At 42.1% G+C, this 15,062-nt stretch carries 8 protein-coding genes; 5 read left to right on the top strand and 3 right to left on the bottom strand.

Annotated elements, in window-relative coordinates; genetic code table 11:
- Positions 1-4,081, top strand: a 4,081-nt coding sequence (locus tag IQ259_RS21830) for a HEAT repeat domain-containing protein (RefSeq protein ID WP_193888094.1), incomplete at its 5' end; no start/stop codon positions are given.
- Between the two features lie 270 nt (positions 4,082-4,351).
- On the opposite strand, the gene IQ259_RS21825 is transcribed toward IQ259_RS21830, so the two are convergent.
- A complete protein-coding gene (locus IQ259_RS21825; RefSeq protein ID WP_193888092.1) occupies positions 4,352-6,127 on the bottom strand; it encodes a pentapeptide repeat-containing protein in 1,776 nt (591 codons plus the stop codon).
- Positions 6,128-6,977: 850 nt separating this feature from the next.
- Here IQ259_RS21825 and IQ259_RS21820 point away from each other — a divergent pair.
- Both IQ259_RS21820 and sbcD read left to right on the top strand, forming a co-directional pair.
- On the top strand, positions 6,978-7,523 hold the full coding sequence (locus IQ259_RS21820) for an NADPH-dependent FMN reductase (protein ID WP_193888091.1): 546 nt from the start codon (positions 6,978-6,980) through the stop codon (positions 7,521-7,523).
- 317 nt (positions 7,524-7,840) lie between these two features.
- Complete coding sequence (sbcD, locus tag IQ259_RS21815) at positions 7,841-9,094, top strand: exonuclease subunit SbcD (RefSeq protein WP_193888089.1); 1,254 nt, start codon at positions 7,841-7,843, stop codon at positions 9,092-9,094.
- Between the two features lie 677 nt (positions 9,095-9,771).
- On the opposite strand, the gene IQ259_RS21810 is transcribed toward sbcD, so the two are convergent.
- A complete protein-coding gene (locus IQ259_RS21810; RefSeq protein ID WP_193888088.1) occupies positions 9,772-10,143 on the bottom strand; it encodes a zinc ribbon domain-containing protein in 372 nt (123 codons plus the stop codon).
- A gap of 148 nt (positions 10,144-10,291) precedes the next feature.
- A complete protein-coding gene (ilvA, locus tag IQ259_RS21805) occupies positions 10,292-11,803 on the bottom strand; it encodes a threonine ammonia-lyase, biosynthetic (protein ID WP_193888101.1) in 1,512 nt (503 codons plus the stop codon).
- A 291-nt stretch (positions 11,804-12,094) separates the two neighbouring features.
- On the opposite strand from ilvA, the gene IQ259_RS21800 reads away from it, so the two are divergent.
- Positions 12,095-12,919: a M90 family metallopeptidase gene (locus tag IQ259_RS21800; protein ID WP_193888099.1), complete on the top strand. Its 825-nt coding sequence runs from the start codon at positions 12,095-12,097 to the stop codon at positions 12,917-12,919.
- 207 nt (positions 12,920-13,126) lie between these two features.
- Complete coding sequence (locus tag IQ259_RS21795) at positions 13,127-15,025, top strand: DUF3370 family protein (protein WP_193888086.1); 1,899 nt, start codon at positions 13,127-13,129, stop codon at positions 15,023-15,025.
- The last annotated feature ends 37 nt before the right edge of the window (positions 15,026-15,062 follow it).

Raw genomic sequence — 15,062 nt, 5'->3', positions numbered from 1 at the left:
CCCCGACACGGAGAGGGGAGCTAATTCTCCCCCTTCCCTCCCCGAAACGGAGAAGGGAGTTCATTCTCCCCCTTCCCTACGAGGGAAGGGGGTCGGGGGGTTAGGTCAAATTCCCGTGCTGGTAGAGTTGCGCTATTACCAAACCTCAGTGCTGGACTTGATTCGAGATTTCTTGATGCGCCATCGCCTACTGCTAGACACCACAACCATAGAACAACTGCTGTGTGACGGGCAATTATTACTGCTGGTAGATGGTATCAACGAATTACCCTCAGAGAAAGCGCGGCAAGATTTGTATAAATTCCGGCAAAACTACGAAAAAACCACGCCGATGATTTTTACCACGCGAGATTTAGGCGTGGGCGGTGATTTAGGCATTACCAAAAAGCTGGAAATGCAACCCCTGACAGCAGAACAGATGCAGGAATTTGTCCGCGCCTATTTGCCAGAACAGGGTGAGCAGATGTTGCAGAACCTGGGTGACAGGTTGCGCGAGTTTGGCGAAACGCCCTTGTTGCTGTTAATGCTGTGTTCGTTGTTTCAAGCCACAGGAAACATCCCGCCGAACTTGGGTTTAGTGTTTCGCCAGTTTACCCAAAGCTATGAGCGTCAATATCGCCAAGATATCCCAGTTACAGATGAGTCTCGGCGGTGGTGGTTCTCGTTATTAAAACATCTGGCGTTCTACATGACCAACGGGGACAAGCTGACAGAATTAAATGTCGCCATACCCAAGTCAGCAGCCGAGGAAGTTTTAACGCAGTTTTTGCGAGATGAGCAATTTGATAGACCCCGTGACAGAGCATTACAATGGCTGCAAGATTTACTCAACCATCATTTAATTCAACTGGGTGCAAATGACCAAATTGAATTTCGCCACCAACTAATTCAGGAATATTACACCGCCGAATGTTTGCTCCAGCAGTTACCAAACCTCAGTGATGGCTGTCTTCAGCGAGAGTATTTGAATTATTTAAAATGGACTGAACCCCTGAAATTAATGCTGGAATTGGTGGACGATGAGACGCAAGCAATACAAGTGGTGAACTTAGCGTTAGATGTAGATTGGCAGTTAGGTGCAAAGTTAGCAGGTGCAGTCAAGCCAGAGTTGCAGCAACATACAGTTAATTTAGTTGTTGGTTTAAAAATTCCTTTATTATTTAAAATCCGCCTTTTAGGTTTAACTAAATCATCACAAGCAGTTGTTCCGCTACTTAAATTACTAGAAGATGAAAACTCCGATGTGCGTAGTAGTGCGACAGATGCCCTGGGAGAAATCAAATCAGAAACGGCGATTCCTGGGCTACTTAAATTACTAGAACATGGAAACTCTGATGTACGTAGAAATGTGGCAGATACCCTGGGAGAAATCAAATCAAAAACGGCGATTCCTGGACTAATTCAATTACTAAAAGATGAAAACTCTTTTGTGCGTTACAGTGCGGCATCTGCCCTGGGAGCAATCAAATCAGAAACGGCGATTCCTGGACTAATTCAATTACTAGAACATGAAAACTCTGATGTGCGTAGGAGTGCAGAATCTGCCCTGAGAGCAATCAAATCAGAAACGGCGATTCCTGGACTAATTCAATTACTAGAACATGAAAACTCTGATGTGCGTAGGAGTGCAGAATCTGCCCTGAGAGCAATTAAATCAAAAACGGGCATTCCTGGACTAATTCAATTACTAGAAGATAAAAACTTCGATGTGCGTAGGAGTGCAGCATCTGTCCTGAGAGCAATCAAATCAGAAACGGGCATTCCTGGACTAATCCAATTACTAGAAGACGAAAACTCCGATGTGCGCAGTAGTGCGGCATCTGCCCTGGGAGAAATTAAATCAGAAACGGCGATTCCTGGACTAATTCAATTACTAGAAGACGAAAACTCCGATGTGCGTAGTATTGCGGCATCTGCCCTGGGAGAAATTAAATCAGAAACGGCGATTCCTGGACTAATTCAATTACTAGAGGACGAAAACTCTTTTGTGCGTTACAGTGCGGCATCCGCCCTGGGAGAAATTAAATCAGAAGCGGCAATTCCTGCGCTAATTCAATTGCTAGAACATGAAAAATTTGATGTGCGTAGAATTGCGGCAGATACCTTGGGAGAAATTAAATCAGAAGCGGCAATTCCTGCGCTAATTCAATTGCTAGAACATGAAAAATTTGATGTGCGTAGAATTGCGGCAGATACCTTGGGAGCAATTAAATCAGAAGCGGCAATTCCTGCGCTAATTCAATTGCTAGAACATGAAAAATTTGATGTGCGTAGAATTGCGGCAGATACCTTGGGAAAAATTAAATCAGAAGCGGCAATTCCTGCGCTAATTCAATTGCTAGAACATGAAAAATTTGATGTGCGTAGAATTGCGGCATATGCCCTGGTAGAAATCAAATCAGAAGCGGCAATTCCTGGACTAATTCAATTGCTAGAACATGAAAAATTTGATGTGCGTAGAATTGCGGCAGATACCTTGGGAAAAATTAAATCAGAAGCGGCAATTCCTGCGCTAACTAGATTGTTAAAAAATGAAGATTCAGATATACATTATAATGTGGTGTTTGCTATTTGTAATGTAGTATCTGCTAGTAAAAATATAAAATCAGATGCAGCATTTTCCAGTCTAATTGATATGCTAAAGCATGAAGAAACAGATGTACGTAGAGTTGTGGCATCTACATTCAGAAAAATTAAGTTAAAGGAAGCGATTCCTGGACTAATTGAATTGCTAAAAGATGAAGATTATGATGTGCGTTATAATGCAACACTTGCTCTAGCAGAAATCAAGCCAGATAAGGCGATTTCTAATTTACTTAACTTATTAGAAGATAAAGATTCAAATGTACGTGATATTGCAGTATCTGCCCTGCTAGAAATTAAATCAGAGGCAGCGATTCCCCAGCTTATGAATCTGTTAAACAATGAAGAATTTGCAGCAGCAAATAATGGAGAAATGCTGCGTTATGTGTTAAAAATACTGGAATCAATACAAGAAAACTGTCAATACTATAATTGCCTAACTGAACCAAAACCATTACCGTCTCTTCCCCCATACCAGCCAATTAAAACTTCTCTAATGCACATTCTCCACCTCTCAGACCTGCATTTCGGCACACCTGACCAAGCCAAACTCTGGTCTAACCAACTAGCAAGCGACTTACAAAACGAACTTGATATTCCTCACCTTGATGCCCTCATTCTCTCCGGCGACATCGCCAACAAATCAATCCCCGAAGAATACGAAGCCGCCCAACAATTCCTTGACGAACTCCGCCAAGAATTCACCCTCGAACCAGAGCAAATTATCATCGTCCCCGGTAATCATGACCTCAATTGGTCACTAGCAAAAAAAGCTTACAACTTATATCGGCGCGAAGAATATGAAGGCAAACTCCAAGAAGGAAACTATATTGATGGCGGTAATTACATCGAAGCGCGAGACGAAGAAAAATACAAACAACGCTTTGAACACTTCAGCCACTTCTACCAAATCATCAAAACCAAACCCTATCCCCTAGACTATGACCAACAATACACCCTCGACTATTTCCCCACGCAAAACCTACTCATACTAGGGTTAAACTCCGCTTGGCAATTGGATCATCATTACAAATCCCGTGCCAACATTAATATAAATGCACTCAGCAACGCCCTCACCGAAATTCGCCGCAATCAAGAATATAAAAACTGCATCAAAATTGCAGTATGGCATCATCCCCTCGATAGCGCCTGGGAAGACCGCATCAAAGACCAAAGCTTCATGGAACAGTTAGCCGTCGCAGGTTTCCGCCTCTTCCTCCACGGACACGTCCACAAAGCCGAAACTAATCTCTACCGTTATGATATGAGTGCAAATGGTCGCAAACTTGACCGCATCTGTGCAGGAACTTTCGGCGCACCCACCCAAGAACTTAACCCCGGTTATCCTTGGCAATACAACCTGCTGAAAATTGCCGAAAATCAGTTAACCGTCTACACCCGTCGCCGCGAAGAACTTAACGGCGCATGGAAACCCGATGCACGCTGGCTTATGGGTGCTGGGCAAAATCCATTACCTTACTATGAGATTGCGCTGTAAGAGGTAGGAGTTACGGACTGGCAAAGAAAATCAAGGCGTTGCGATTGCTTCCCTACGGTCGCAATGACGAAAATACGTTATTTTTGCGTAAGTCACGTGGTGTGCAACTTTCTTTCAAACCTAACCCCCAACCCCTTCCCTACCAGGGAAGGGGAGTAATACTCAAAGCCTCTCTCCGCTGCGGGGAGAGGTTTGGAGAGGGGTTTTAAGAATAAGTCGCACATCGCGTTAAGTCCTGAGAGGATGTTTGTAAAGCCTAAAAGTAGTTAATTATTTGAGATTTGTTTGACGATGCTTTGGCAAGGCTTTGCCTATGCCCTCAATTTCTCCAATAATTTGCTGCACTCGTTGTAAACTATTACTATCTTGCTTTTGGGCGTAAATTTTCATCGCTTGTTCAAAGGCTTGTTTAGCTTCTGGTTTCTTTTTCAAAGCTAATAAAGAGTTACCTTTATTTTCATAAGCTGCTGCATGGTTGGGATCTCTTTGAAGAATGCGATCGCTATCTTTAATTGCATCCTCATATCTTTTACGATTAAACCGGGCTAAACTGCGTTGATAGTAAGCTTCGATATAGTTTTCATCGATTTCAATAGCTCGGTCATAATCTTTAGTTGCATCTTTATGTTCGCCTATGGCTGCGCGAGCCTGTCCACGATTAAGATATGCCCAAGCCCAACTACTAGAATTATCAATGGCTTTGTCATAATCTTGAATTGCGCCTTGATAATCTTGCAGGGCAAAGCGAGCTAAACCTCGGTTATGATAAGCGGCTGCAAATTTAGAATTGATTCTAATCGCTTGAGAAGTTTCGGTGATTACTGCGGCATAATCTTTTTGACTAAGGCGAATTGTGGCGCGTCCATTATAAGCTTCAGCATTATTGGAGTCGAGGCGAATTGCTTGGTCAAAATCAGTTAAGGCGGTTGGATAATCATTTTGCTCGATGCGAATCAGTCCGCGACTGCTGTATGCTCTGGCATAGCTAGGGTTTATTTCAATCGCTTTGTTGAAATCAGCGAGTGCGGCGGAGTAATTTTTCAATTTACTAGCAGCCAAACCGCGACTAGTGTAAATTTGAGCATCTTGAGGATTTAATTCTATAGCTTTGTTGTAATATGCGATCGCGCTTTCATATCTCCGTTTACGGCTGAGAGTATCTCCCCAACGGCTGTAATCAGCAGCATCAGCACGAATGTTGTCCGGTAGCCTATCCGCATCAAGATTTGCGCCCCTTAAATCTGCATTCTGCAAGTTTGCTCCATTAAGTTTGCTATCACTCAGGTCTGCACCCTGCAAATTAGCATTGTAGAGGTTAGCATTTTGCAAGTCAGTACCGTTAAGTTGTGCGTTACTCAAGTCAGTATTTTGTAAACCAGCATAACTGAGATTCGCATTTTTCAGTTCTACACCCCTCAAGTTATAACTATTCAAGTTCACTCGACTGAGGTTAACACCATTGAGAGACACACCACGAAAGTTAAAGTTTCTCAAATCTGCATTACTCAGGTCTACGCCATTGAGATTCACGCCTTGGAGGTTGACATTATCAAATCGCACACTCCGGAGGTTAGCGTAACTCAGAGTTACACCGCTCAAATTAGCACCACTCAAATCGGCATTACTTAAATCAGCACTAGTTAAATTAGCATTACGCAAATCAGCGCCACTCAAATCTGTCCCACTCAAGTTTGCATTACTCAGGTTTGCACTCCCCAAGTCGGCGCGAAATAAATTGGCTCGAAATAGTTCAGCCTTACGCAAATCAGTATTACGCAAGTCAGCGCCACTCAAATCTGTACCACTCAAGTCTGCACCGCTCAAGTTAGACTGATATAAATCAGCCCGAATTAACTTTTTCCGACTTAATTTTGCCCGGCTTAAATCACATTTAGGACACTTGTTTGTGTCTATTAGCTGCTTGAGATGCTCTGGTTTTTCTGCGTAAACCGGAATTGTGATTAACAGCGGAGTTAACAACGTAATGGTAACGAATAACTGTTTCAGATTTCTTAATTTAGTATTCGCAGTAAATTTTTGCAGCATCCGTAACTAATCCTCAAGCTTCTTATAACTTTTACAAGCTCAAAATCTAGTATTACGGATAAATCTACAGCTATTTTTGTTCCTAGCAAAATTGTTTTTACTTAGTCTGAGCAATTAAATAATACTGCTCTTTTACCTAGACTGACTAAAAATAATAATTTTGTTGCAGAAAGTACTTTTAAATTACAAAATGTAAAAAAACCTGCTCAGTTTTGAACAGGTTTATGTAAAGTTTTTTCGCTAAAACTCACAATCAACATTTAACTTAAAACATATTCATAATCGTGATGATGCTAATGCTGGTCAAAATGACCAAAACGCCCATGAATATAGATACACCTACTTGGTTTGGTTTAGAAGTGTTCATTTTTGTAAAATTCCTTAAATTATTATGCTTTGTTTAAGAATAACAATCTCCGTATAAATATCTATAAAAGCAGAGTAAAACTTAAAATACCGCAAATTTTCTTAGTAAATACTGTGGTGTGTGCTTACAAATTTGCGTGAAAAATAGCTGAAATTACCAAAACTAATTTTTGTCGTTGTAAAAGGGGTATTACCCGGATTTCTCACCAATTATTGCAACCTCAGTCCAGAGTCCGTAGGGGCGGGTTGAGCGAAATATTCGTGAATGATTTGAGCATATCTGTGAACCCGCCCCTACTGTTTGTGAGAAATGCGGGATTAGTAGCATCGGAACAGAAAATCGTAACTCATTAACCGGATATCATATGATTTCATCAATTTGACGACAAAACAATAACTCGCTAAAATAAATTAAAGTCGTAATGACTATGACTTTAAAACATGCTTCTGTACTAGCTATTTATTGGCAATGGATGGGGAAATTATGGTCAGAATTGTTGGCATTGGTGGTAGCTTAAGACCTAACTCCTATACACAGTTGGCTTTACAAATCGCAGCACAAAGGTTACAAGCCATAGGTGCAGATGTAGAAATTTTGGATTTGCGGCAATTGCAGCTACCATTTTGCAACGGTGAAAAAGAGTATCCAGAATATCCAGATGTGAAGCGCTTGCGTGAGACTGTCAGTGGTGCGGATGGACTGATTTTAGCCACACCAGAGTATCACGGCGGCGTGAGCGGTGTGCTGAAAAATGCCCTTGATTTAATGAGTTTTGAAGAACTATCGGGTAAAGTGACAGGATTCATTAGTGTTTTGGGAGGTCAATCTAATAGCAACGCCCTTAATGATTTACGATTAATTGTGCGTTGGGTACATGCTTGGGCGATTCCCGAACAAATCGCCATCGGACAAGCCTGGAGTGCTTTTAGTCCTGAAGGTAAGTTGCTCGATGAAAAACTTTCCCAAAGATTTGATGAATTTGCTCAAAGTTTAATAGACAACACTCGCAAGTTAAAAGGCATTAATTAGATTTGTGTACAGTGACTTTTTATTTGTCGCTGTGCCAAATTAATGTTATTGAGGTTGTAAAGCTGTCACTCAAAGAGTATTAAGCTTAGAAATAACACGAGAACTTACAATATATATAAACATACAAAGCCTTCACTCTATGACACGAATTTGTCTCAACGCGATTTAATTTGTCGGTGTTGCATAATTGCGGGATGATTTGGGAATTTGAATCAGCAATAATCACCGTGTCTCCCTTCGGGTTCGCAGTCGCCTGCGATTCGCGTTAGCCTAAATCATCCCATTGTTCAGCAACGCCAATTTGCCACTGTACACTTATGATTAAAATTCTCCATCTCTCAGACATTCATATGGGAAGCGGGTTCTCCCACGGTAGAATCAATCCGGCTACAGGGTTGAATACGCGTTTGGAGGATTTTGTCAATACTTTATCGCTGTGTATCGATCGCGCTCTCACAGATGCAGTGGATTTGGTAATATTTGGTGGCGATGCTTTTCCAGATTCCACACCACCGCCATATGTGCAGGAAGCTTTCGCCAGTCAGTTTCGCCGCCTTGTAGATGCAAATGTTCCAACAGTACTGTTGGTAGGAAATCATGACCAACATTCCCAAGGTTTGGGAGGCGCAAGCTTAAATATTTACCGGACTTTGGGTGTACCGGGGTTTGTGGTTGGTGATACATTGACTACCCACAGCATCGAAACCCGTAACGGTAAAGTCCAAATTATTACTCTCCCTTGGTTAACTCGTTCCACATTGATGACGCGCCAAGAAACCGAGGGTGTGTCCTTGGCGGAAGTCAATCAGTTATTAACAGACAGGTTACAAGTTGTCATCGAAGGAGAAATTCGCCGCCTTGACCCTGATGTACCAACTGTATTATTAGCTCACTTGATGGCTGATAATGCAACTTTAGGAGCCGAACGCTTGCTGGCGGTGGGTAAAGGTTTTACTTTGCCGTTGTCGTTGCTGACACGACCTTGTTTTGATTATGTAGCCTTGGGACACGTTCACAAGCACCAAAATTTAAATAAACATAACAACCCACCAGTAATTTATCCAGGAAGTATTGAACGGGTAGATTTTAGCGAAGAAAAAGAAGATAAAGGCTATGTGATGATTGAATTGGAACAGGGAAATACAACCTGGGAATTTTGTCCCTTACCAGTTCGGAGTTTCCGCACAATTGAAGTGGATATCTCCAAAGCCGAAGATCCCCAGGGAGCGATTATGAAAGCGATCGCAAAATATGATATTCAAGATGCAGTAGTACGGTTAATTTACAAACTGCGATCGGAACAGTTGGATGTCATCGATAATGCTTCGCTACATACTGCTTTAAAAGCAGCCCACACTTACACCATTCAACCAGAATTACTCAGTCAATTAGCTCGCCCCCGTGTTCCCGAATTGAGTGCAAGTAGTAGCATCGATCCAATGGAAGCATTGAAAACTTACTTAAATAATCGTGAAGACCTCAAAGAAATTGCCGCAACTATGCTAGAAGCTGCGGAAAAGTTGCTATCAGATGATGTGGAAATCTGGTTAGAAGGTGTTGCGTCTGATTAAAAATTGCTGGCTGATTATTTTTACATAATAGAAGCGATCGCTTCATCAATAACCAGATACCCGACTTTTTCAAAAAGTCGGGTATCTGGTGACTTGTATAGTGTAAGCGATGTATGACCACAAGCCGCTGCACATCTACGCATTTCCTAAACGAATAAAGTGATTTTGACTATCTTCTTTCAACTCATCTATAGACGAATTTACGGAAATTCACTTAATTTTTTTCAAAAAAATATAGTTTTCTTCTATCACTCGGCGTTGCTGAATTTAGGGATGAAATAATGAACCGCAAAGTATGCAAAGTACACAAAGAAGAGGTTTTGAGAGATAAATATAAGAAAATCATCCCGCATTTATGCAACACCTATCACTCTTACAAAAATTGAAGCTAACTTTGAGAGACAGACAGAGAAAAACTGCTGCGGAAAATTGCGATCGCGTATCTAGCCATAGCGAAAGGGATAGATGACATTCGCTTGTTGCGAAGCACCTATCCCTGAATAGCTAACCAGATGACTAAACCTGGAACCCTATAATTTGGTATCTAATCAACCTAGTATCAGTCGAGATTTTTTGATTGTCACTGGGATAGATACGGATATTAAAGATTTTTGTGAAAACATTGTAAAGATATTAAACGCAGACTATTGAACACAATCCATCTGTGTCTTATCTTGTCAAGATGTTGACAAAGCTATAAACAAACAAATGAGCAATAAACCAAGTAATAATAGCCAAGACTGATGGCGTTTTACCCAATGTTGAAAAGTTGTTCCAACACTGCTGTCATGACGCTGCTGTTCTTGCTGTAACTTGTGTTCTGTAATATTTTGATAAAGGATACAGTCTTTGGCGTAGGGACGCTGCGGAAAGTTGCAAGTATCGTCAGCATGGTAGGTGCAGCGATCGCATAAATACTCGTCCCCGGTAGCACGGTGCAATGGAATACCGGGATGGCCGAAAGCTTTGAGTGTTGTTCGGCAATAGGGACAGGTAATAGCCTGACTTTCAACGAGTTGATGGCAACGGGGACAAGATATAGTAGCCACAACTTGACCACAAATAAGTAAACACCCTGATTTTAGCGAAAGTTTAGTGTGAAGGGCGATCGCAATTCCAAATATCACATTCAACAAGAGGCAAGGAGGAAAAACTTCCCCTTGTCTCCTCGCCCCCTGCCCCTCTGCCTCTTTCCAACTATCCCAAAAATAGTTTGTATGCAGGGTTCTGGCTTTCATTCCAATAACCATAACCAAGGGTATCGAGAAATGCTTGCCATTCTTGCATTTCATGAGGAGGTACTTGCATACCTACGACAATACGCCCATAGTCTGCACCGTTGTTGCGATAGTGGAACATGCTGATATTCCAGTTGGGACTCATGGAAGCAACAAACTTCATCAATGCGCCGGGACGTTCGGGAAATTCAAACCGATACAGTAATTCATTGTGGGCGAGGGGTGAGTGTCCGCCAACCATGTGGCGTAAATGTAATTTGGTGAGTTCATCATCGGTTAAGTCGATGGTTTTAAAGCCGCAACCTTCAAAGGTTTCTAGCATCTTGGCTTTGTCAGCGCGGTTTTGAATTTGCACACCGACAAAAATGTGAGCTTCTTGTTCATCGGCAATGCGATAGTTAAACTCAGTTAAGTTACGTTGACCAATACATTCGCAAAACTTCCGCAGACTGCCTTGTTCTTCGGGAATTGCCACTGCAAATATAGCTTCGCGGCGTTCACCTAACTCGGCTCGTTCTGCAACAAAGCGCAGACGGTCAAAATTCATATTAGCGCCGCAAGCGACAGCAACTAAAGTTTGTCCTTGAATTTGTTCCCGTTCTACATAGGCTTTGGCCGCTGCGATCGCTAATGCCCCGGCAGGTTCTAAAATAGAACGAGTATCTTCAAACACGTCTTTAATTGCCGCACAAGTGTCATCTGTATCCACCAAAATAATTTCATCCACATATTCTTGACACAGCCGGAAGGTTTCTTCACCTACTTCTCGCACTGCTACCCCATCGGCAAATAAACCAACTTGCGACAAGCGCACCCGATGTCCGGCTTTCAATGATTGGTGCATCGCGTCAGCATCTACAGGTTCCACACCAATAATCTTAATTTCTGGACGCAACCGTTTTACATACGCCCCAATTCCCGAAATCAAACCACCGCCACCAATGGCGACAAAAATTGCATGAATGGGTTGCTGGTATTGTCGCAAAATTTCCATACCGATGGTTCCCTGTCCAGCAATCACATCGGGATCATCAAAAGGATGAATAAAGGTTAAACCTTTTTCTGCTTCTAACTGTCGGGCATAAGCATAAGCATCATCGTAGGTATTGCCATGCAATACAACTTGTCCACCCCTAGCTTTGACTGCATCTACCTTTACCTGGGGTGTGGTTACAGGCATAACTATAATGGCATTTGTTCCCAAGCGACTAGCTGCTAAGGCGACACCTTGGGCATGATTCCCCGCCGAAGCAGCAATGACACCTTGTGCTAACAAATCTGGCGGTAAGTTTACCATTTTGTTGTATGCACCCCGCAGCTTGAAAGAAAACACTGACTGCATATCTTCCCGCTTTAATAGCAGCCTATTATTCAGTCTTTTTGAAAGATTTGGGGCATACTCCAGTGGGGTTTCTTGGGCAACATCGTACACACGGGCAGTCAGAATTTGTACCAGATAGTCGCAGAGCATGGGTGTCAAAGGGTAGCAGTTGCCAGATAAATCATAATTTTACGGCATCCGCTACCCTTTATTTCTATCAAGTTCTAATGTATTCTTCGGACGGAGGCTCATCACTGTACAAGTCACCAGGGGGAAAGATAACATCTTCTGGGGTGTCTTGACGAGTGTTGAAATCTTGAGCGAGAGACATGGCGGGGATGAAGTGATCTGAGGTATGTGTCTAGTGTAGTTAATTTGATGGCTGGTGATGCGGTGCGATCGCTATACTAACTAGCAGTGGCACAGCATCATACAAAATCAATGGGTGCAACAATTATTATTTTTCTCATCCTGGGGTTGATTGTAACAGCAATTCTCATCAGTCCTATTTTGACAAAACAGCGGCGCGATCGCATTAAAAAGCGTCCTTTTCCGCCACTTTGGAGTGCTGTTATTGAAAATAATCTACCTATTTACTTACGTCTGACTCCCGAAGAACGCCGACGACTTCAAGGACATATTCAAGTATTTTTAGCAGAAAAACAATTCATTGGCTGTCAAGGCTTGCAAGTAACAGAAGAAATGAAGTTAACTATTGCTGCTGTTGCTTGTTTACTGCTGCTGAATGAACGAGGTGAATATTTTCCTAAACTGCGTTCAATTTTGATTTATCCCAGCACTTATTTTGTAACTCAAACCGTTGCTGTGAGTGATTATGTTGTGGAAGAAAGACGTGATGCCAGACTGGGAGAATCATGGGTGAAAGACCAAGTAATATTATCTTGGGAACAAGTACAAAGAGACATGCAAAATTGGAGTGATGGACATAATGTTGTGTTGCATGAATTTGCCCATCAATTAGACCAAGAAGATGGTAAAGCTGAAGGTGTGCCGATTTTACCAAAAAAATCAGATTATCTAGTTTGGGCGCAGGTAATGACGGCAGAATATCAACAACTCTGCAATGATATTCAACAAGATATCACGACGGTAATTAATAGTTATGGGGCGACTAATCCCGCTGAGTTTTTTGCTGTTGCGACTGAGATTTTTTTTGAAAAGCCTCAGCAATTATTAGATAAGCATTCAAAGCTTTATGAGTTGTTGCAACGCTATTATCAAGTCTATCCTGAGCAGTGGATTTAGAGGTTAGATAAAAGCTTCAGATTGTTAGGTCGCAATATTTTAGCAGGAATCCCAAAACTAAAAATAAGAAATAGTATAATACTTGGGATAATTTTGCTCAATGCTAATTTAAGTTTTCAAAATTGAAGTATAATTTTTCGTAACAAACCACAAATAAACATCAAGTGAGCATAGATAATTTATCGGTGTTTATATGTATTCAAAAAAATGAATTTTGGAAATATTTCTCTAGCAGTTGGCTTAATTTTAATTTTCTCAGACTCCCTTGCATTAGCCTTTACAGATACTCAAGATTATTGGGCGAAAGCTTGTGTTCAGCAATTAGGAGAACGCAAACTCATCACAGGTTATCCTGATGGCAGTTTTCGTCCCAATTCTACCGTCACCAGGGCAGAAGCGGCTGTACTTATGCTTAACGCATTTCCTGATGCTTCAATTAAACGCAGTGCAACTACATTTAAAGATGTACCTACTAATTATTGGGCAGCAAAAGCAATTTCTACAGCTTATCAAAAAGGATTTTTTTCGGGTTATCCTGGTGGAGTATTTCAACCTAACCAAGCAATTCCGAGGGCGCAAATTATTGGTGTTGTGGCGGGTGCAAAAAATTATAGTGTTCAGTCTAACCCAACGCAAATATTACAACGGTATTTTACAGATGCTCAACAAATTCCTAATTACGCGCAGAATGCGATCGCATCTGCCACAATTAACAGTATTGTAGTAAACTACCCCAACCTCAAACAGCTAAAACCTCTACAAAGTGCCACCAGAGGCGAAGTTGCAGCGTTGATGTGTCGGGCTTTGAATATCTACACTGTTCCACCACAATATATTGCAGGTGTACAAGCATATCCTCTAGAGGTGCGTTCCTTACCGGGAAAACTTGATGTCATTCCTACTTTTAACAGTAACAGTCCCGAATTAGTAACAACAGAAGGTATTTTACTTTCAACTTTCCCCTTAGATGGCAAACAAGTCAAGGAAGCGCATTTAAATTACCCATTCCAAGGCAGATTTGATGTATTTGCCCATCATATCGTCAGGGCAGAAACATCAGCGCAAAACCGCACTGTTTACCAAGGGATAATTGTTCACAACCCAGGCAATGAACCTGTAACATTGCAAGTATTACAAGCAGCCAGTTACCAAACCAGAGAAGCACCGTTTATTGATTTGCCTGATGTGGCAGATAATTCCCAAAGCACAGTTTACGCTGGCCCTGGTAGTAGAACAATGAACGATGTGCTGCGCGGTGTCAGACAAGCAGTTTTTCCTGACAAGTTAGTGATAGAACCAGGGAAAACACAAATACTGGCGAACTTACCCATCCCTGCCCAAGCGCCCAGTTCTAATGGTCGCACGACGATGATGCGATTGGTGAGCGATCGCCCGGTTTATATGGCAAACTTAGCAAAGAATAGTCAGGTTCCGCCTTCTGTTAGCGAATGGCAAACACTTTTAGATATAGGTAGTCTAGCAGGGAAGCGTGACCCTATCCCCACACCCCTCGATCCTCCCAGAGAACCAACAGTTTTTAGTCGTGTGGCTGGTGTCTCTCAAGGTACACAATGGCAAGCGAAAATTACAGATAATTCGAGTATGTCTGAGTTGACGATACCCCAACCAGGGAAAGCATTTTCTTATCCCTTGGGGACAGTGCATTTAATTACACTCAGCACAGGACAAATTCAAAGTGCGCCGATGCTGAAACGCTATGCTGATACAGCGTACTTTGCTCACAGTAACTATGGTGTAGAATACAATCTCACATTGCCTCTACACAACCCCAGTAACCAAACTCATAGTGTAACTGTATCCATAGAAACGCCGTTAAAAGATGAGGGTGGCAGAGATAGACTGCTGTTTTTAAATCCGCAAGTGGAACAAATATTCTTTCGGGGTACGGTGAGATTACGTTACACCGATGATAATAAAGTGGAACAAACGCGCTATGTTCATTTGGTACAGCGACGGGGACAACTAGGAAAAGCTTTAATAACTTTGCGGATGCCAGGCGGAGATAAACGGCAAATTCAAGTAGACTTTTTGTATCCCCCTGATGCTACACCGCCGCAGGTTTTGACTGTGAGAACGCAGATGTGACTTTTGCCGCAAAGCCCACCTTAGAACTCCAGCTAAA

The sequence above is a fragment of the Fortiea sp. LEGE XX443 genome (assembly GCF_015206815.1).
Lineage (GTDB): Bacteria > Cyanobacteriota > Cyanobacteriia > Cyanobacteriales > Nostocaceae > Nostoc_B.
The sequence above is the reverse complement of the archived record's forward strand: the minus strand, read 5'-3'. Positions and strand labels throughout refer to the sequence as shown.